This is a genomic window from Pseudomonas panipatensis, assembly GCF_900099785.1.
In the GTDB taxonomy this organism is placed as follows: domain Bacteria; phylum Pseudomonadota; class Gammaproteobacteria; order Pseudomonadales; family Pseudomonadaceae; genus Pseudomonas; species Pseudomonas panipatensis.
This window is the reverse complement of sequence record NZ_FNDS01000010.1, coordinates 104827-122802: the sequence shown is the minus strand read 5'-3', so window position 1 is coordinate 122802 and position 17976 is coordinate 104827. Positions and strand designations below refer to the sequence as shown.

At 65.8% G+C, this 17976-nt stretch carries 17 protein-coding genes; 11 read left to right on the top strand and 6 right to left on the bottom strand.

What is annotated here, in order from left to right; translation table 11 throughout:
* Positions 1–12: 12 nt before the first annotated feature.
* The gene (locus BLQ74_RS21720; protein WP_090266287.1) at positions 13–483 is read right to left on the bottom strand and encodes a DUF2271 domain-containing protein; all 471 of its coding nucleotides are present in this window, start codon (positions 481–483) and stop codon (positions 13–15) included.
* An 89-nt stretch (positions 484–572) separates the two neighbouring features.
* Complete coding sequence (locus tag BLQ74_RS21715) at positions 573–2138, bottom strand: nucleobase:cation symporter-2 family protein (protein WP_170842841.1); 1566 nt, start codon at positions 2136–2138, stop codon at positions 573–575.
* A 428-nt stretch (positions 2139–2566) separates the two neighbouring features.
* On the opposite strand from BLQ74_RS21715, the gene BLQ74_RS21710 reads away from it, so the two are divergent.
* The 3 genes from BLQ74_RS21710 to BLQ74_RS21705 all read left to right on the top strand — a co-directional run bounded on the left by BLQ74_RS21710 (position 2567) and on the right by BLQ74_RS21705 (position 4793).
* Positions 2567–3571: a DUF2860 family protein gene (locus BLQ74_RS21710; protein ID WP_170842840.1), complete on the top strand. Its 1005-nt coding sequence runs from the start codon at positions 2567–2569 to the stop codon at positions 3569–3571.
* 125 nt (positions 3572–3696) lie between these two features.
* Entirely contained in the window at positions 3697–4101 is a 405-nt protein-coding gene (locus BLQ74_RS27755; RefSeq protein WP_244507238.1) for an antitoxin Xre-like helix-turn-helix domain-containing protein, read from the top strand.
* Positions 4095–4793 (top strand): RES family NAD+ phosphorylase, encoded by a 699-nt coding sequence (locus BLQ74_RS21705; protein WP_244507237.1) that lies wholly within the window; start codon positions 4095–4097, stop codon positions 4791–4793. Before BLQ74_RS27755 ends, BLQ74_RS21705 begins: the two co-directional genes overlap by 7 nt.
* Positions 4794–4907: 114 nt before the next feature.
* On the opposite strand, the gene BLQ74_RS21700 is transcribed toward BLQ74_RS21705, so the two are convergent.
* Entirely contained in the window at positions 4908–6401 is a 1494-nt protein-coding gene (locus tag BLQ74_RS21700) for an aldehyde dehydrogenase family protein (RefSeq protein WP_090266278.1), read from the bottom strand.
* A gap of 428 nt (positions 6402–6829) precedes the next feature.
* Here BLQ74_RS21700 and peaA point away from each other — a divergent pair, with 428 nt between their 5' ends.
* From peaA to peaD, 4 genes are all read left to right on the top strand, one after another.
* On the top strand, positions 6830–8407 hold the full coding sequence (gene peaA / locus BLQ74_RS21695) for a quinohemoprotein amine dehydrogenase subunit alpha (protein ID WP_090266274.1): 1578 nt from the start codon (positions 6830–6832) through the stop codon (positions 8405–8407).
* Positions 8408–8484: 77 nt separating this feature from the next.
* Positions 8485–9915, top strand: a complete 1431-nt coding sequence (gene peaB, locus BLQ74_RS21690) for a quinohemoprotein amine dehydrogenase maturation protein (protein WP_090266271.1) — start codon at positions 8485–8487, stop codon at positions 9913–9915.
* A 1-nt stretch (position 9916) separates the two neighbouring features.
* A complete protein-coding gene (gene qhpC / locus BLQ74_RS21685; RefSeq protein ID WP_090266269.1) occupies positions 9917–10240 on the top strand; it encodes a quinohemoprotein amine dehydrogenase subunit gamma in 324 nt (107 codons plus the stop codon).
* Positions 10241–10269: 29 nt separating this feature from the next.
* Positions 10270–11385 carry a quinohemoprotein amine dehydrogenase subunit beta gene (gene peaD, locus BLQ74_RS21680; RefSeq protein WP_090266266.1) on the top strand — a complete coding sequence of 372 codons (1116 nt, stop codon included), beginning with the start codon at positions 10270–10272 and terminating at the stop codon, positions 11383–11385.
* A 39-nt stretch (positions 11386–11424) separates the two neighbouring features.
* Here peaD and BLQ74_RS27975 read toward each other — a convergent pair whose 3' ends face one another.
* Together BLQ74_RS27975 and BLQ74_RS21675 are read right to left on the bottom strand one after the other, a co-directional pair.
* Positions 11425–11586 carry a PSPA7_2676 family Cys-rich small protein gene (locus BLQ74_RS27975; RefSeq protein WP_280139887.1) on the bottom strand — a complete coding sequence of 54 codons (162 nt, stop codon included), beginning with the start codon at positions 11584–11586 and terminating at the stop codon, positions 11425–11427.
* 356 nt (positions 11587–11942) lie between these two features.
* A complete protein-coding gene (locus tag BLQ74_RS21675) occupies positions 11943–12860 on the bottom strand; it encodes a LysR family transcriptional regulator (RefSeq protein ID WP_090266263.1) in 918 nt (305 codons plus the stop codon).
* Between the two features lie 283 nt (positions 12861–13143).
* On the opposite strand from BLQ74_RS21675, the gene BLQ74_RS21670 reads away from it, so the two are divergent.
* The 3 genes from BLQ74_RS21670 (at position 13144) to BLQ74_RS21660 (ending at position 17180) form a co-directional block, all read left to right on the top strand.
* The gene (locus tag BLQ74_RS21670) at positions 13144–14163 is read left to right on the top strand and encodes a zinc-dependent alcohol dehydrogenase family protein (protein ID WP_090266260.1); all 1020 of its coding nucleotides are present in this window, start codon (positions 13144–13146) and stop codon (positions 14161–14163) included.
* A 294-nt stretch (positions 14164–14457) separates the two neighbouring features.
* A complete protein-coding gene (locus tag BLQ74_RS21665) occupies positions 14458–14916 on the top strand; it encodes a (2Fe-2S)-binding protein (protein WP_090266258.1) in 459 nt (152 codons plus the stop codon).
* 32 nt (positions 14917–14948) lie between these two features.
* Entirely contained in the window at positions 14949–17180 is a 2232-nt protein-coding gene (locus BLQ74_RS21660) for a xanthine dehydrogenase family protein molybdopterin-binding subunit (RefSeq protein WP_090266440.1), read from the top strand.
* Between the two features lie 16 nt (positions 17181–17196).
* On the opposite strand, the gene ptrC is transcribed toward BLQ74_RS21660, so the two are convergent.
* Positions 17197–17397: a type III secretion system co-regulatory protein PtrC gene (ptrC, locus tag BLQ74_RS21655; protein ID WP_090266437.1), complete on the bottom strand. Its 201-nt coding sequence runs from the start codon at positions 17395–17397 to the stop codon at positions 17197–17199.
* A gap of 224 nt (positions 17398–17621) precedes the next feature.
* On the opposite strand from ptrC, the gene BLQ74_RS21650 reads away from it, so the two are divergent.
* Positions 17622–17957, top strand: coding sequence for a ribonuclease E inhibitor RraB (locus tag BLQ74_RS21650; protein ID WP_090266256.1), 336 nt, complete (start codon positions 17622–17624; stop codon positions 17955–17957).
* Positions 17958–17976: the final 19 nt, after the last annotated feature.

Below are 17976 nucleotides of genomic sequence, written 5' to 3'. Positions count from 1 at the left end.
GTCTCCTTCCGATCAGAGGTCGTAGCGGAAGTTGCTGACGTAGCCGCTACCGGCGGTTTCCTTGCCGGAACCCTCGTGGGTCAGCGGGACCTTCACTTCGGCGCGGTTCTCATCGTGGTTTTCCACGGCGCTGTCGATGCGGATCTGGTAACCGGCGTCGATCAGGTTGTCCGCCACCTGGGCGGTCACGGTGAGGGTCTCGCCGGCACCGACGCTGGCGCCGCTCATGCCGTCGAACTCGGCGCGATTCATCCCGCTGCCGCGGGCCCAGTCGCCGAGGTGCTTGTAATACTTGGCTTTCTTGCCGGCGACCCACAGGGTGCGCTGATACTTGCCCTGGGCGTCGGTGAGGTAGATCGCCAGGTAGGCGTCGTTGCCGCGGAAGTCTTTCAGGGTGGTGGTCAGCTTGACTTCACCCGCCTGGGCGAAGGCCGGAGCGGCGAGGGCGCCGGCAACGGCCAGGGAAAGCGCGGTGATCTTCATGGAGGAAGCTCCTGATGGTGGAGGCTTCACTCTAGGCGCGCGTGCTTAATACAAACTGAAGGTAGCTGAAGCCGGCCTTCAGACTACCTTCAGGAAACTCTGCTAGGGGCGCTGCTGTCGCTGGTTTGCCGGGTTGCCTTGGGCGCGGCGCGATCAGCGTGGGCGTGCTCGCTGTCATGGGCGTGTTCGCCGAGCACCGGGACCTGGTTGCCGTCTTTGTCGTACAGCTTGCCGTCGAGGAAATAGTCGCCGTCGTTGAGCGCGGCGATGTCCTGGTAGCGCAGGGTGCGCTCGCTGGCGGCGACGAAGACCGACTGCTGGTCGGAGTTGCCCAGGGTGAAGTGGTTGAACAGCAGGTTGAGGAAGATGGCCATGATCGCCGCCGAGCTGATGCCGGAGTGGAAGATGGTGGCGAACCAGCTGGGGAAGTGCTCGTAGAAGTTCGGCGCGGCGATCGGCAGCATGCCGAAGCCGAGCGAGGTGGCGACGATGATCAGGTTCATGTTGTTGCGATAGTCGACCTTGGACAGGGTGCGGATGCCGCTCGCCGCCACGGTGCCGAACAACACCAGCCCGGCGCCGCCGAGCACCGCCGTGGGCACCGCGGCGATCACCCTGCCCATCACCGGCAGCAGGCCGAGGGTGACCAGGAACAGCCCGCCGGTGGCCACCACGTAGCGGCTCTTCACCCCGGTCACGGCGACCAGGCCGACGTTCTGCGCGAAGGCGCTCTGGGTGAAGCTGCCGAAGATCGGCGCCAGCAGGCTCGACAGCATGTCCGCGCGCAGGCCGTTGCCCAGGCGCTGGGAATCGACCTTGGTCTCGATGATCTCGCCCACCGCGAGGATGTCCGCCGAGGTTTCCACCAGGGTCACCATGATGACGATGCACATGGAGACGATGGCGGCGACGTGGAAGGTCGGCGCGCCGAAGTGGAACAGCGCCGGCAGGGCCAGCAGCGGGCCGTCGCCGACCGTGGAGAAGTCGGCCATGCCCAGGGCCACGGCGAGCAGGGTGCCGATCACCATCGACAGCAGGATCGACAGCCGCGAGATCGAGGCGCTGCCCAGTTTGCTCAGGAGCAGGACGATGACCAGGGTGACCGCCGCCAGGCCGATGTTGGCCATGCTGCCGAAATCCGCTGCGTGGCTGTTGCCTCCCATGGCCCAGCGCGCCGCCACCGGCATCAGGGTCAGGCCGATGGTGGTGATCACCACGCCGGTGACCATGGGCGGGAAGAATTGCGTGATGCGTGAGAACACCGGGGTGATCAGCAGGCCGATCAAGGCTGCGGCCATCACCGCGCCGAGCACTGCCGGGATACCGCCGCCGTCGCCGGCGCCGAGGATGGCGATCATGGTGGCGACGCCGGAGAAGGACACGCCCTGGACCAGCGGCAACTGGCAGCCGAAGAAGGGCAGACCGAGGGTTTGCAGCAGGGTGGCGAGGCCGCCGGCGAACAGCGAGGCGGCGATCAGCAGGCCGATCTCGCTGGGCGACAGAGCGGCCGCCTGGCCAAGGATCAGCGGCACCGCGACTATCCCGCCATACATGGTCAGGACGTGTTGCAGGCCATAGGCCAGGTTGGCACCGATTCCGAGATTCTCGTCTTCCGGGCGTTGCCCGGCGGACGCTACAGCTGAACGCGTATTCATGGCTGGAGGACTCGCTTGTTGTTTTTGTGCGAGCACTGTAGACAGTTTGTTGGATGTATGGCTACTGCTTTGTATACAAAAAATCGTTCATCTGTCAGAGATGGCTGAATTGCCAGGAAAAATAGTCGGTGCCGAGGCACCTGCGGAAGCGCCTCTGCAGGCCAATGGCGTGGCGGCGAGGAGCCCTCGGAGCGACGGCATGGCTATCGCGCTTCGCGCTCGACCTATCCCTCGGGGCTTCGAGCGGATAACGCCGCGGGTGCTATCCGTCGTTGTCCATCATTCCGGCCATGCGCCGCAGCGGCTGCCGCTATCGGTGGCGAGCCGGGCGGGCACGGGGCAGAGCCTTTCGTCGAACACTTAATCGATCCTTCAGCTTTGTATCGCAGGTTCGGCTCTTCTTCATGACCATTCAGGAGCCGGACAGCATGCGCAACCTCTTATTCATCCCGCTGGGGGGCGCCATCGCCCTGAGCGCCCAGGCCTATGACCAGATTCCCACCGAGGACGGCCTCGGCGGCAGCCTCTACCTGGGCGTCACCAGTGACCAGATGAAAACCAACCAGATCGCCACTGTCAGCGGCACCCATGTGTCGGACAAGCAGATCGACTCGCTCGGCGGCAGCCCGGACAACAAGAGCTACTCCAAGGTGATTCCGGGCTTCTCGCTGTCCTACACCCTGGCCGGCAGCCGCACCCAGTTCTTCGGCGCCACCGTGCTGGAAGACTTCATCACCGAGGACAGCGTCATCGACCTGGGCTTGCGCCAGGGCATCGGCGAGGCCGGCAACCTGCGCTTCAGCCTGCTGGCCTCGACCCCGCAGGAGACCTGGAAGGATCCCTACGTGGTCGGCGCCGACCGCCAGACCACCCGCCGCACGAGCAATGGCTACCGCCTGGGCTGGGAGAACATCTTCCAGTCGGACTTCGACGTCACCTACACCCAGCGCAAGATCGATATCGGCCATGAGCACAGTGGCGCCGCGCTGGGCCTGAGCGCCGACCAGCAGGACCAGCTCGACCGCAACGGCAAAGACAAGAAGCTCGACATCAGCTATCGCTGGCAGCCCAACCAGGACCATGTGCTGACGCCGATCGTCAGCTACATCAACCGCGACCTGGATGGCAACGCGATGAAAATGGACGGCTACCAGCTCGGCCTGGGCTACACCTACCTCGGCCTGAAGGGCTGGGAGTTCGGTGCCGACGCCCTGGGCGGCCGCCTGAAGAGCGATCACTACAACCCGATCTATGACAAGAAGCAGGACGTCAATCGCTATGGCGTTTCCCTGTCCGCCACCTACCTCGAACCCTTCGGCCTGAAGGACTGGAGCGCGCGGGCGGCGGTCAGCTATGGCGAGGAGAACAGCAACATCGATTTCTACGACACCCGCCTGGGCAGCGTCAGCGTCGGCATGTCGTACAACTTCTGAGCCAGGCCGCGTCGGCGCCGATGGCGGGCGCCCGGGCCGCGGATGGGCGTTGCGCGCCGACGCATTGCTCTACAGACGCATTTCGACTAGATTTGCGTCTGTAGAGCAATATTGAGGGGCAGGCGATGAGCATCGCTATCCAAGCTCAGGACTTATCGAAAAGCCAATGCATGGCCGGCCTGCGTGCGGCGCTGAACATCCTGGACAAGTGGAAGGCTTCCTGCGAGCAGGCCTGCCGGGTCTTGCGCATCTCGCGCAGCACCTACACCCGCGCCAGGAAAGCCGATTCGCAGTGGGCCGTGGGCCTGGACGCCGATCAGATGCAGCGCATCAGCCTGGTGCTGAATATCCACGCGGCGCTGCGCCTGGTGTTCGACAACCCGGAAAACGTCTATGGCTTCCCCGCGATGGAGAACCGCAATGCGTTCTTCAACGGGCGCGCGCCGCTCGACATCATGGCCCAGGGCGACATGATCTCGTTGTACGAGACCTTCCGCCGCATCGATGCGCTGCGCGGTGCCCAGTGGTAACGCTGGGCAGCCTTGCCAGCCTGGATGGCGAGGAGCTGCAGGCCTACCGCCTGGTCAACTCCAAGTTCCCGCCGATCGACTTGTTCGATGACGTCGCCGACGCCGCCGACTTCGAAGCGCTGTATCAGCTCCAGGCACTGACCAATCCACGCTTGCTGAACGAAGTCGGCCGGCTGGAGCTGATTGCCCGCGAGGAGATTCCGTTCGGTATCCCCGGCTGTTCCTACGCGACGGCGCCCTTTACCCATGTGAACGCGGATGGCTCGCGCTTCAGCGATGGCAGCTTTGGCGTGCTGTACCTGGCCGACGGAATGGACACCGCGATCGCCGAGGTGCGCTATCACCAGGAGCGCTACTGGTCGAACGTGGCGGGCCTCAACTACGAGCGCTTTGTCTTCCGGGGACTGACCTGCCGTTTCAGCGATGCCGGGATGCGCGACGCGACGGCGCTGCCGTTGAGCGACCCGATCTACGCCCCCGACGATTACGCGGCGGCGCAGCGCCTGGGCCGCGACCTGAAGCGGGCAGCCTGTCCGGGCCTGCGTTACAACTCGGTGCGTTCGCCGGGCAACCACTGTTGGGCGCTGATGACGCCGCGCCCAGTGACCTCGATCATCCAGGCGGCTCACTACGAGATGATCTGGAGCGGCCAGATCATCAGCGTGAATCGGATTGCGACGCTGATGGCCTGAGGGTTTCCGCGGCCGCTGCACGCGGCCGGCGGCAGGCCAAAAAAATCCCCCGGACGCAGCTGCGACGGGGGATTGCGTCACCGGCAGGGGAAGCCGGTGGCGCCAGGCGTGGGTTCAGAGGCGGATCAGTACCGACTTCAGCTCGGTGTAGTGCTCGATGGCCGCGGCACCCATTTCGCGGCCGACGCCGGAGAGTTTGTAGCCGCCGAAGGGCAGGGCCGGGTCGAGGGCGCTGTGGCAGTTGACCCAGACCGAGCCGGACTTGATGCGCGGGATCATCCGGTGCACGGCGCCGAGGTCGTTGGACCAGATGCTCGCGCCGAGGCCGTAGGGGCTGTCGTTGGCCAGGCGCACGACTTCGTCGATGTCGTCGAAGGGCATGGCCACCAGTACCGGGCCGAAGATTTCTTCCTGCACCACCGGGCTCTGCTGGTCGACGTCCACCAGCACGGTCGGCTTGACGAAGTAGCCGGGGCCGAACTGTTCGCCGCCACAGGCGACGGTGGCGCCTTTTTCGCGGCCCAGCTCGATGTAGTTGTAGACGCGCTGCTGCTGGCGCGCCGAGATCAGCGGGCCCATGTCCACGCTCGGGTCGAGGCCGTTGCCGAGCTTCATGCCGTTGGCGATGCCGGCGATGTCGGCGACCACGTTGTCGAAGTGCTTGCGTTGCACGTACAGGCGCGAGCCGGCGCAACACACCTGGCCCTGGTTGAAGAAGATCGCCTGGGCGGCGCCGGCGGCGGCGCTGGCCAGGTCGGCGTCGGCCATGACGATGGTCGGCGATTTGCCGCCCAGTTCCAGGGTCACGCGGGTCATGTGGTCCATGGCCGCCTTGCCGATTTCCTTGCCCACGGCGGTAGAGCCGGTGAAGGTCAGCTTGTCCACCAGCGGATGGTGGGTGAGGGCGGCGCCAGCGTTGACACCGGTGCCGGTGACGACGTTGAAGACGCCCGCCGGATAGCCCGCTTCCAGCACCAGCTCGGCCAGTTTGAGGGCGCTGAGCGGGGTCTCGTCGGCCGGCTTGAGCACCACGCTGCAGCCGGTGGCCAGGGCCGGGCCGAGTTTCCAGCAGGCCAGCAGCAGCGGGAAGTTCCAGGCGACGATGGCGCCGACCACGCCCACCGCCTCGCGGCGGATGAAGCCGTGGAAGTCGTCGTTGGGCATCAGCGGCATCGACACCTCGACGCTGGCGCCTTCGATCTTGGTCGCCCAGCCGGCCATGTAGCGCAGGAAGTCGATGCCCAGTTGCACGTCCATGACCCGCGCCACGGCGGCGCTCTTGCCGTTGTTCAGGCATTCCAGTTCGGCCAGCAGGTCGGCGTCGCGCTCCATCAGGTCGGCGAGCTTCCACAGCAGGTTCTGCCGTTCGCGCGGGCGCATGCGGCTCCAGGGGGAATCATCGAAGGCCTGGCGCGCGGCGCGCACGGCGCGGTCGACATCGGCTGCGCCGGCCGAGGGAACCTGGCACAGCACGGCGCCCGTGGCGGGGTTGCGCAGGTCCATGAGGGCGCCATCGGCGGCGCCGGTCCAGTCGGCGCCGATGAGCATAGTCGGCGCGCGGTCGAGGAAGGCGCTGGTAGCGGGCTTGATGGGCAGGGAAGCGGACATCTCGGGTGCCTCTTGTTGGGGTATGCGGCTGCCCATCGCAACCGCTGTGCCAACCCCGCCTTTGTTATGTAACGTAATGAAATATAAGTATTTTATTTTTATCTTGCGGGCGTCCCGGAGGCCCTGGCTGTCGCAAAGTGCGACAGCGCTGAGACGTTCGCACACAGGCGGCGGACTGGCGCTTTCGCGCCGATGTCTCAGACTGTTACAGCTGTCGCGAAATTGAACGCGACAGCCTGCCGCAGGGGCCCTCGAAATCCCCATGGAAAACACGCAAGTAACTGATTTTCTGAGGTTAATGTAATTTTGGCACGCAACCTGTATTGACCAGCGCAGGCGCTCGCCGGTTGCCCTCCGCGGAAGGGGATGGAGGCGGGCTCGAATAAAAACGACCAATAAGAACGAGCAAGGTGGGAGGTCCGAGATTGATGAAGAGACGACTCCGGCAAGGCGTGACCAACGGCATGCTGGCCATTGCAGCCTGTGCGGCGCTGCACGCGAGCGATAGCTTCGCGCGTGATGCACAAACCATCCTCAAGGAGACCTGCGCGGCGTGCCATACGCCGGACGCCAAGGGCGAGCTGAGTCGCATCGGTCTTCAGCGCAAGACGCCCGAGGGCTGGCTGATGACCATTGGCCGGATGCAGACCATGCACGGCCTGCAGATCAGCGACGAAGACCGGCGCACCCTGGTCAAGTACCTCGCCGACACCCAGGGCCTGGCACCCAGCGAGACCGATGGCGTGCGCTACGCCCTCGAACGTCGTCTGAACACCGTCGAGAACTTCGATAGCGGCTTCGAGCAGATGTGCGCCCGTTGCCACTCGGCCGCGCGCATCGCCCTGCAGCGGCGCCCGGCGTCGGAGTGGGAGAAGCTGGTGAACTTCCACCTCGGCCAGTGGCCGTCGCTGGAATACCAGTCGCTGTCCCGCGACCGCGACTGGTTCGACCTGGCGAAGAAAGACATGGTGCCGCTGCTGGCCAAGCGCTTCCCGCTCGACAGCCAGGCCTGGAACGACTGGCAGAAGGCGCGGCCGAAGGCCGAGTCGCTGGTCGGCGAATGGAGCTTCAGCGGCCATATGCCGGGCAAGGGCGATCTGTCCGGCAGCATGAAAGTGGCCAGCGCCGGCGGCGACCAGTTCAAGGTCGAGGTCAAGGGCCAGTACGCCGACGGCAGCCCGTTCAGCGGCGACGGCAGCGCCATGCTCTACAACGGCTATGAATGGCGCGGCAACGTCAGCATCGACGGCGTGACGATGCGCCAGGTGTTCGCCGCGAAGAAAGGCGAGCTGGAAGGCCGCATGTTCGACAAGGCCCACGACGAGCGCGGTCTGGACTTCATCGCCGCCAAGCAGGGCAGCGCCCGCGTGCTGAGCGTGCAGCCGGCCTACGTCAAGGCGGGCGAAGAGACCGAGGTCAGCGTGATCGGCAGTGGCCTGAAGGGCGCGCCGAACTTCGGCAAGGGCGTACAGGTGCTGTCCATCGTCGAACAGAGCCCGGAACGCCTGAAGGTCAAGATCAAGGCCGCCGCCGATGCCGCCGCTGGCATTCACGCGGTCAGCGTCGGCTCGATCAAGGGCGGCAGCCTGGCGGTGTACGAGCGTATCGATGCGGTCAAGGTGGTGCCGGAGTTCTCGGTGGCGCGCATCGGTGACAACGGCGGCTCCACGCCCAAGGTCCAGGGCCGCTTCGACGCCGAGGCCTGGGGCAAGGGTGCCGACGGCAAGCCGTACCGTATCGGCGTGTTCCCGGCCAACTGGTCGGTGGACGCCTTCAACGAGCAGGCCAAGGCCGATGGCGACGACAAGTTCGCCGGCAGCATGGCCGCCGATAGCGGCATCTTCACGCCGGGCGACGCCGGGCCGAACCCGCAGCGCAAGATGATGACCAACAACGCCGGCAACCTGAAGGTGATCGCCGAGGTCAAGGATGGCGAGCAGTCGCACAAGGGCGAAGGCCACATGATTGTTGCCGTGCAGCGCTGGAACAACCCGCCGATCCCATGATTGCCCGGGATCGGATGAACTGAACGCGTGAGCCCCGCCCGCGGGCGGGTTTACCAAGCAAGTTCCGGGAGGTCGCCATGGGCGCCATCTTGAATCTGGTCGAGCGTAACCTGCACGAAGTGCGGGTCGACGCCGAACGACTGTTGTTCCACATCCCCAGTTCGTCGCTGTTCGCCAGCGATGAGCTGACCGGCGGCATCATCGATGCCCTGCGCGGCAGTGCCTGCTCGCCGGACGAACTGGCGCAGCGCCTGGCCGGGCGCTTCGCCGCCAACGAAGTCGACGAGACCCTGCGCGAGCTGATCGCGCTGGAACTGGTCAGCGACGGCTCGCCGCTGACGCCGGAAATCGGTATCCAGCGGGTCGAACGCACGGCACTGAACACCGTGGTGCTGAACGTCAACACCGGGTGCAACCTGAGCTGCACCTATTGCTACAAGGAAGACCTCGACAAGCCTTCCGCCGGCAAGAAGATGGGCGCGGAGACCGCCGAGGCCTCGGTGGAAATGCTGCTCAAGGAGTCGCCCGAGGAGCAGCGCTACACCGTGGTGTTCTTCGGTGGCGAGCCGCTGTCCAACCGCCCGCTGATCGAGCACATGGTCGATTACTGCGAGCGCCGCTTCGGCGAGCTGGGCAAGCAGGTGGATTTCGTCATGACCACCAACGCCACGCTGCTCACCGAGGACATCGTCGACTACCTCAACGCCCACCGTTTCGGACTGTCGGTGAGCATCGACGGGCCGAAGACCGTGCATGACCGCAACCGTATCACCGTGGGCGGGCAGGGCACCTACGACGTGGTGCGGCGCAAGGTCGACATGCTGCTGTCGCGCTACCACAGCCGCCCGGTGGGCGCGCGGGTCACCCTGACCCGTGGCATCACCGATGTCGAGACCATCTGGAACCACCTGTTCAACGAGCTGGGCTTCGCCGAAGTCGGCTTCGCGCCGGTGACCTCCGGCGACCTGGCCGATTTCAACCTCACCGGCGATGAGCTGCTGGAGGTCTTCGGCAACATGAAGGCGCTCGGCCGGCGTTACCTGGAGGCGGCACTGGAAGGTCGCAACATCGGTTTCTCCAACCTGCACCAACTGATCACCGACATCCACGAAGGGCAGAAGAAGGCCCTGCCGTGCGGCGCCGGATTGAAGATGCTGGCGGTGGACCACAAGGGCGAACTGAACCTCTGCCACCGCTTCACCGGCTCCTCGCTGCCGACCTTCGGCAACGTGCATGAAGGCGTGAAGCAGGCCGAGCTCAACGACTTCCTCTCGCAACGCCTGGATCGCGCCAACACCGGCTGCGCCAGCTGCCGCATTCGCAACCTCTGCTCCGGTGGCTGCTATCACGAGAGCTATGCGCGCTACGGCGATCCGGCGCACCCCACTTACCACTACTGCGAACTGATGAGGGACTGGGTCGACTTCGGTATCGAGGTCTATAGCCGGATCATGGCCGCGAACCCGGGATTCATCGACCGCCATATCACTCCGCGGAAGGCGCACTGACATGAAACATCTGAAGCCGATCAACAACAAAGCACAGAAGCTCGACCAGGCCGCCGCCGAGGACCGTGTCGAGGACGTGGTGGCGATGAACTCGGTCGCCGGCTGCGTCTCGACCTTCGACCCGGGCTGGGAAATCGATGCCTTCGGTGGCGTTTCCTCGCTCTGCCAGCCGATGGAGGCCGACCTCTACGGCTGCTCCGATCCCTGCTGGTGGCCGGCGCAGGTGCCGGACATGATGAGCACCTTCCCGGATTGGAACAAAGACGCCCAGGCCTCGGCGGAAAACTGGCGGAACCTGGGAACCGTGTTCCCGGACGACAAATGAGCGGGCAGAAGAACAAGAGGAAAACCAGCATGTCCAGAACCGCATTCGCCGCCGTCCTGAGCGGCCTGGCCGCCGCCTGCGCGCTGAGCGCCTTCGCCGACGAGGGCAAGGCGCTCGAGGCCGGCCACGAGTACCTGATCACCACCAATTACCCGAACAACGTGCATGTCATCGACATGCAGAGCGACAGCCTGTACAAGACCTGCACCCTGCCGGGCGGCTATGGTCCGGGCACCACCCAGTTGTCGCCGGACCGCAAGGTGGTCTATGTGCTGACCAACCACTACGCCGACATCTACGGCGTCGAGCTGGACAGCTGCAAGACGGTGTTCCACGCCAGCATGGCGCAGAAGCCGGGCGAGAACGCGCGCGCCATGTTCTCCATGACCGTCAGCCACGACGGCAAGGAGATCTACGCCGTGGCCAACCCGACCATGAAGTACAGCGAGCACTATGAAGTGCAGCAGCCGCGCCTGCAGGTCTATGCCGCCGACGCGGGCATGGACGCCAAGCCGGTGCGCAGCTACCCGGCGCCGCGCCAGCTGACCATCATGCAGAGCGGCGACGACGGCAGCCTGTACGTGGCCGGCTCGGACATCTACAAGGTCGATCCCAAGGTCGGCAAGTTCGAGGTGATCGTGCCCAGCCGCAACTGGAAGCGCCCGCTCTACGCGCAGCCGGACGTGCTCTACGTGTGGGACCAGCAGACCTACAACCGCGACTTCCTGCTGCTCTACACCACCGCCAAGTTCAAGGACGAGAAGCAGGACCCGAACACCGCGGACGCCCTGTACGGCTACTTCAGCGTGAACCTGGCCAACGGCAAGAGCGAGACCACCGACTTCGGTCCGCTGACCGAGATTTACTTCAGCGCCATGCGTTCGCCGAAGGACCCGAACCAGATCTTCGGCGTGCTCAACCGCCTGGCCAAGTACGACGTCAAGGAGCAGAAGCTGCTGGGCGCGGCCAACCTCGACCACTCCTACTACTGCGTCAACCTCAACAAGGCCGGCAACAAGGTCTACCTGAGCGGCACGCTGAACGATGTGGCCATCTTCGATGCCGACAGCCTCAAGCCCCTGGGCAAGATCAAGCTGCCCGGCGGCGACATGGCGATCACCACCAGCCAGGCGTTCATCCGCTGAAACCAGGGGGCGCCGCCGCGCGGCGCCCCTGTTCCCGCCTCACGGAGCGGCGTCGGCGACCTCCGCTTCCGCCGCTTCCGCTTGCACATAGCGTTGTGTCCCGCAGTAGCGGCAGCGCTGAAAGAGCATGGGGATGCCGCCTATCCGCATGAGCTTTCCCTCGCTCCACTGGCAGCCCAGGAAAAAGCATCGTAATCGCATGGAACCTCCCGTCGGGATCGGTTCCCGACCGGCTGAACAGGCAGGTGTGGCTGTGCGGCGCTCCTGGCTTGTTGTGGTCTGGAGAACTTCGCTGCGAAGCAGCTCCCGAGGAGCCCTGGTTCTGTAGGTAACGTCGCCGAGCACGGCGCTCAGGCAAGGTGCAAACGATCGAGCGAGCGCCCCTGACGAGCGCCCAATACGCAGTCCGCGAACGCGATCAACGCGGCCTCAGCGAGCGCAGCCAGTGTTCGCCGAGAACCTAGAATGGGCAATCTAATCCGCCCGCGGGCCTGGTCCGGGGCGATCCGTTGCTGTTCCAGGCGCGGCCCACCGGGCGGCGGACGGGCAGGGAGGGCTCAGACCAGGCTGTCCGGGTCGCCGACGAACATGCTGATGCGCGAGCGCAGCCAGCGCTCGGCCGGATCATTGTCCTGAGCACCGCGCCAGACCATGGACAGCTCGGCCGGATGGGTCGGGAAGGGCGGGTCATCGGCGCGCAGGCCGCCCGCCGCGGTCAAGGCCAGGGCCACGTATTCCGGGACGGTGGCGATGATGTCGGTGCCGGCGAGCAGTGCCGCCAGGCCGTTGAACTGCGGCACGGCGAGCACCACATGGCGCTTGCGGTCCATGGAGGCGAGCTGCCCATCGACGAAGCCGTCGAGGTCGCCGGAGTAGGAGACCAGCGCGTGCGGGCGCTCGCAGTAGTCGTCCAGGGTCAGGGCGCCGGGGATGGAGTCGGCGCGCAGAACCTTCCAGATGCTCCGGCGCAGGGTCTTGCGCTTGGCGTTGGCCGGCAGCTCGTCGGTGTAGCTGACGCCCACGGAAATCTCCCCGGAGGCCAGCAGGTTGGGCATCAGCAGGTAGTTGGCGCGGCGTACCACCAGGACGATGCCCGGCGCTTCCGAGCGCAGGCGGCGCAGCAGTGGCGGCAGCAGGCCGAACTCGACGTCGTCGGAGAGGCCGATGCGGAACACCGCCTTGCTGGTCGCCGGATCGAAATCGGCGGCGCGGCTGAGGGCGGTGGAGATCGAGTCCAGCGCCGGCGACAGGTGGCCGAAGATCTCCTGGGCCCGCGCGGTGGGCTCCATGCTGCGCCCGGTGCGGACGAACAGCGGGTCGTCGAAGAGGTTGCGCAAGCGCGCCAGGGCCGCGCTGATCGCCGGTTGGCCAAGGAACAGTTTCTCCGCGGCGCGGGTGACGCTGCGTTCGTGCATCAGCGTCTCGAAGACGATCAACAGGTTCAGGTCAACCTTGCGGAGGTCGTTGCGGTTCATGGGGGCTCCCTGGCGATGGGGGAAAAGTGAAGCGCGCGGCGTCTGACGTCAAGGTCTGAAGGATAAGTCCTTGATCATTTTCCGCATTTTCACTTAGCAAGGCGCTCGCCAGCCGTTATTCTGCGTGCCTCGAACCGGCGCATGTGCAGGCGCTCGGGCCCACGAATCCGTAGGGACGCGGAATCATCGGCATTTATGTCGACTATCAATGGTCGTGGCTAGCAAGCATAAGAAAGCCCGGATAGAGTCCGGGGCTATAAAGAATCACAAGGCGAGGTATGTGATGTCCCGCATGATCCGTTTCCACCAGTTCGGTGATGCCTCGGTACTCAAGCTCGAAGAAGTACCGACTCCGAAGCCCGGTCCCGACGAAGTGCTGATCCGCACCCAGGCGTTGGGCGTGCTCTGGCGCGACGTGCTCTGGCGGCAGAACCTCGCTCCCGATCAGCCCAGGCTGCCGGCGGGCATCGGTTACGAACTGGCGGGCGTGGTCGAGGCCGTGGGCGAGCGTGTCACCGATCTGGCGCCCGGCATGGCCGTGGCCAGCTTCCCGGCCGATTCGCCGAATCTCTATCCGGCCTGGGGCGACGTGGTGCTGATGCCGCGCACCTCGCTGACGCGCTACCCGGATGTGCTGCAGCCGCTGGAAGCCGCCGTGCATTACTCCGGCCTGCTGTATGCCTACTTCGCCCTGGTCGAGCTGGCCAAGGTGCAGCCCGGCCAGACCGTGCTGATCACCGAAGCCGGGCACTGCCTGGCGCCGCAGTCGGTGCAACTGGCCAAGGCGCTCGGCGTTCGGGTGATCGCCACCACCAGCCACGAGGAAACCCGTGAGTTCCTGCGTGAACTGGGGGCCGACAAGATCATCTACACCGAAGAGCAGGACTTGGTGCTGGAAGTCGAACGCTTCACCCAGGGCAAGGGCGTGGAAGTGGTGCTCGACCAGTGCGCCGGTCCGCAGATGAAACTGCTCGGCGATGTCGCCGCGCCGCGCGGCAAGTTGATCATCTACGGCGTCAATGGCGGCAACGACGCGGCCTTCCCGGCTTGCGCGGCGTTCAAGAAGCACCTGCAGTTCTACCGCCATTGCGTGCTGGACTTCACCGGCCAGCCGGAAATCGGCCTGGCCCGCAACGACGAGGCGGTACAGCGCGCGCTGCAGGCGATCAACCAGATGACCGCTGACCATCTGCTCAAACCGAATATCGACAAGGTCTTCGACTTCACCGACTTCGTCGCGGCCAACCGCTACATGGAAGGCTGTCCGGGCGGCGGCCGGGTGGTGATGAAAGTCGCCGATTGACCGCCCCGCCCACGCCACAGAGCCACGCTTCGCAGTGGCTCTTTTTTTGTCCGCGCGCCTTGAGACACTTTCTGAAAAGCCCGCCGCCGCCAGGGCGCCGCGGCCGGGCTTTCTATACTGGCCGAGCGGCGGCAGAGACAGGCAAGTCTGTGCAGGACTGGGCAAGCCACTCGGCGCCAATTTCCCGTATCGTCGCAGCACTCGCCTGGGGATGCGCCTAGGCTCAATCCAAGCATGGCGGAGCGGCCTGGGCCCCGGCCATACCCATCACCCGCGGAAGAGGTGAACCTCCCGATGATCAAGCTGAAACTCAATGGCAAGGACCACGAATTCGATGCGCCCGGAGAGATGCCCCTGCTCTGGGCCTTGCGTGATGTCGCCCAGCTCACCGGCACCAAATACGGCTGCGGCATGGCCCTGTGCGGCGCCTGCACCGTGCATGTCGACGGTCAGCCCACGCGCGCCTGCGTGACGCCGCTGGCGGCGGTCGCCGGCAAGCAGGTGACCACCATCGAGGCGGTCGCCGAGCAGCCCGCCGGCAAGGCCGTGCAGGAGGCCTGGCGCAAGCTGGATGTGGTGCAGTGCGGCTACTGCCAGTCCGGCCAGATCATGTCCGCCAGCGCCTTGCTGGCCGGCAACAAGAACCCCAGCGACGCTGACATAGACGCGGCCATGGGTGGCAATGTATGCCGCTGCGCCACCTATGTGCGGATTCGCGCGGCCATCCACGAAGCCGCGCAGAGCCTGGCTTGAGGAGCGACGTCATGGCAGACCAGCAACCAGCGATGGCCGACCTGGAACCGGCCGACAAGGGCATCTTCAACGTCAGTCGCCGGCATTTCCTGCGCGGCGCCGGAGGCCTTGCCCTGGGCGTGTATTTCGCCCCCCTGTTGGGCCGTTTCGCTCAGGCGGAGGCCGCCAGCGCAGCCTTCGAGCCCAATGCCTTCGTGCGTATCGCCACCGATGGCAGCGTGACCGTGATCGCCAAGCACGTGGAAATGGGGCAGGGCAGCTACACCGGTTTGGCCACCCTGGTGGCCGAAGAACTGGATGCCGACTGGAACCATGTCCGCGTCGAGGGCGCGCCGGCCGATGCCAAGCGTTATGCCAACCTGGCCTTTGGCACGTTGCAGGGCACGGGCGGCAGTACCGCCATGGCCAACTCCTACGAACAGATGCGCAAGGCTGGCGCCACGGCCCGCGCCATGCTGGTCGCCGCGGCGGCGCAGCAATGGAAGGTGCCGGCCGAGCAGATCGAGGTCCGCCAGGGCGTGGTGCAGCACGCCGCCTCCGGGCGCAAGGCCGGTTTCGCTCAGTTGGCCGAGGCGGCGGCGAAGCAGCCCGTGCCGGCCGACGTGAAGCTCAAGGAACCGAAGGACTTCAACCTGATCGGCCAGGTCAAGCTGCCGCGCAAGGACAGCCAGGACAAGACCGATGGCTCGGCGATCTTCACCCAGGACATCCACCTGCCCGGCATGCTGGTGGCGGTGGTCGCGCATCCGCCGCGCTTCGGCGGGGTGCCGAAAAAGGTCGATGCGAGCAAGGCCAAGGCGCTGCCGGGTGTCGTGGCGGTGGTCGAGTACCCCGGCAGCGAGCGGCGTTTCGCCGGTGTCGCGGTGCTGGCGAAGAACACCTGGGCGGCACGCCAGGGCCGCGATGCGCTGCAGATCGAGTGGGACGAGAGCAAGGCGTTCCGCCTCGGCAGCGCGGAAATCTTCGCGCAATACCGCGACCTCGCCGGCAAGCCGGGCGTGGTCGCCCGCCAGGAAGGCGATATCGACAAGGCGCTGGACAAGCCGGCCAAGCTGATCGAGGCCGAGTACCAGTTCCCATACCTGGCGCATGCCTCCATGGAGCCGCTGAATTGCGTGGTCAGGCTGTCCGACGGCGCCTGCGAAATCTGGAACGGCGAGCAGTGGCAGACCGGCGACCAGATGGCGGTCGGGCAACTGCTGGGCATTCCCATGGAAAAAGTCGCGATCACCCAGTTGTATGCCGGTGGCAGCTTCGGGCGACGCGCCAATCCGCACTCGGACTACGTGCTGGAAGCGGTCTCGATCGCCAAGGCCGCTCGCGAGCAGGGCGTCGAAGGCCCGCTGAAAATGGTCTGGACCCGCGAGGACGACACCCGTGGCGGCTACTACCGGCCGGCATTCCTGCACCGCGCCAGCCTGGCGCTGGACGCTTCCGGCAACCTGGTCGGCTGGCACCAGCGCCTGGTCGGTCAATCCTTCATCGTCGGCACGCCCTTCGAGAAGGTGATGGTCAAGGACGGCGTCGATGCGGTGGCGGTCGAAGGCGCGGCGGACCTGCCCTACGCGGTGCCCAACCTGCGGGTGGAGCAGCACCTGGCCGAGGGGATCGGCGTGCCGACCCAGTGGTGGCGGTCGGTGGGGCACACGCACACCGCCTATTCCACCGAAACCTTGATCGACGAAGCCGCCGTGGCGGCCGGCAAGGACCCCTACGAATTCCGCCGGGCGCTGCTGGCACAGCATCCGCGGCATCTCGCGGTGCTCGATCTGGTGGCCGACAAGTCTGGCTGGAAGCAGCCGCTGGCGGCCGCTGCCGAGGGCGAGACGCGCGGCCGCGGGATTGCCGTGCACGAGTCCTTCGGCAGCTTCGTCGCCCAGGTGGTGGAGGTGACGGTCAAGGCCGACAAGAGCTTCAGGATCGACCGGGTGGTCTGTGCGGTGGACTGTGGCCTGGCCATCAACCCGGACGTGATTCGCGCGCAGATGGAGGGCGGCATCGGCTTTGGCCTGTCGGCGGCGCTGCACGGCGCCATCACCCTCAAGGAGGGAGTGGTCGAGCAGTCCAACTTCCATGACTTCCAGGTGCTGCGGATCAACGAGATGCCGGCGGTGGAGGTGCACATCGCGGCGTCCAGCGCCGCCCCGAGCGGCGTGGGCGAGCCCGGCGTGCCGCCGGTGGCGCCGGCCTTGGCCAATGCCCTGTTCGGCGCCAGCGGCAAGCGTATCCGCACCTTGCCGATCGGCACCCAGCTACCGGCATGAGGTGGCGGCAGGCGCCTCAGAAGGGCGCCTGCCCCTGTGCCTGGATCAACTCGCGCAGGGCGCGACGTTCGGCAGGCGGCGTGGCGCTCTGTTGCAGCGTCAGGCCGCCGTCGCCATCGGCGATGGCGATCTCGGTCTCGAAGTGCAGTTGCACGTCGTCCAGGGTGATGTAGGTGATGCGGTAGGCCGTCTGGTACCGGGCATCGGAGTGGGTCATGGCAACGCCCTCGCTGGCGCGGGCATGCAGCCCGCGGGTGTCATGCTGGGCGCCGGCCGGCGCGGCGGGAAGTGAATCCGCGTGATGGTGAAGATCAGGGCCGGCGATGGGCGGTCGGCTGGCGTTTGCCAGGGAGATATTTTCCGCGCCGGCCGGACAGGACAGGTATCCTTGTATCCAGGCGCCCGTCATGGGTGCCATTTCCCTATGACTGGAGCAGTGACATGAACCGCGACAAGCAACTTTTCCCGGACGACGAGATCGGCGACGCCCTGTGGGCCCTGCAGGAAGACGGCGAGGATCTTTCGTTCGAGCGTGAAGTGGAGTTCGCCGTGATCTTCCCGGACGAGCAGGCGGCCCTGGATTTCGCCATCATGCTGCTGCAGAACGGGCAGAAGGTGGCTTACTCGGAATACGACGGTGACGAGAATCTGCCCTGGCAGGTGCTGGCTTACCCGGTGATGGAGCCGAGCCACGAGAACATCAGCGGCTACGAAGCCCTGCTGTCCGAGCACTCCGAAGCCCTGGGCGGCAAGACCGACGGCTGGTCGGCGCTCTGAGTCCCGGCGGTGCGGGCAT

What these genes read in the sequence shown, in the direction of transcription:
- BLQ74_RS21720 (WP_090266287.1), bottom strand. Translation starts at nt 483, where the DNA reads ATGAAGATCACCGCGCTTTCCCTGGCCGTTGCCGGCGCCCTCGCCGCT.
- BLQ74_RS21715 (WP_170842841.1), bottom strand. Translation starts at nt 2,138, where the DNA reads ATGAATACGCGTTCAGCTGTAGCGTCCGCCGGGCAACGCCCGGAAGAC.
- BLQ74_RS21710 (WP_170842840.1), top strand. Translation starts at nt 2,567, where the DNA reads ATGCGCAACCTCTTATTCATCCCGCTGGGGGGCGCCATCGCCCTGAGC.
- BLQ74_RS27755 (WP_244507238.1), top strand. Translation starts at nt 3,697, where the DNA reads ATGAGCATCGCTATCCAAGCTCAGGACTTATCGAAAAGCCAATGCATG.
- BLQ74_RS21700 (WP_090266278.1), bottom strand. Translation starts at nt 6,401, where the DNA reads ATGTCCGCTTCCCTGCCCATCAAGCCCGCTACCAGCGCCTTCCTCGAC.
- peaA (WP_090266274.1), top strand. Translation starts at nt 6,830, where the DNA reads ATGAAGAGACGACTCCGGCAAGGCGTGACCAACGGCATGCTGGCCATT.
- peaB (WP_090266271.1), top strand. Translation starts at nt 8,485, where the DNA reads ATGGGCGCCATCTTGAATCTGGTCGAGCGTAACCTGCACGAAGTGCGG.
- qhpC (WP_090266269.1), top strand. Translation starts at nt 9,917, where the DNA reads ATGAAACATCTGAAGCCGATCAACAACAAAGCACAGAAGCTCGACCAG.
- peaD (WP_090266266.1), top strand. Translation starts at nt 10,270, where the DNA reads ATGTCCAGAACCGCATTCGCCGCCGTCCTGAGCGGCCTGGCCGCCGCC.
- BLQ74_RS27975 (WP_280139887.1), bottom strand. Translation starts at nt 11,586, where the DNA reads ATGCGATTACGATGCTTTTTCCTGGGCTGCCAGTGGAGCGAGGGAAAG.
- BLQ74_RS21675 (WP_090266263.1), bottom strand. Translation starts at nt 12,860, where the DNA reads ATGAACCGCAACGACCTCCGCAAGGTTGACCTGAACCTGTTGATCGTC.
- BLQ74_RS21670 (WP_090266260.1), top strand. Translation starts at nt 13,144, where the DNA reads ATGTCCCGCATGATCCGTTTCCACCAGTTCGGTGATGCCTCGGTACTC.
- BLQ74_RS21665 (WP_090266258.1), top strand. Translation starts at nt 14,458, where the DNA reads ATGATCAAGCTGAAACTCAATGGCAAGGACCACGAATTCGATGCGCCC.
- BLQ74_RS21660 (WP_090266440.1), top strand. Translation starts at nt 14,949, where the DNA reads ATGGCCGACCTGGAACCGGCCGACAAGGGCATCTTCAACGTCAGTCGC.
- ptrC (WP_090266437.1), bottom strand. Translation starts at nt 17,397, where the DNA reads ATGACCCACTCCGATGCCCGGTACCAGACGGCCTACCGCATCACCTAC.
- BLQ74_RS21650 (WP_090266256.1), top strand. Translation starts at nt 17,622, where the DNA reads ATGAACCGCGACAAGCAACTTTTCCCGGACGACGAGATCGGCGACGCC.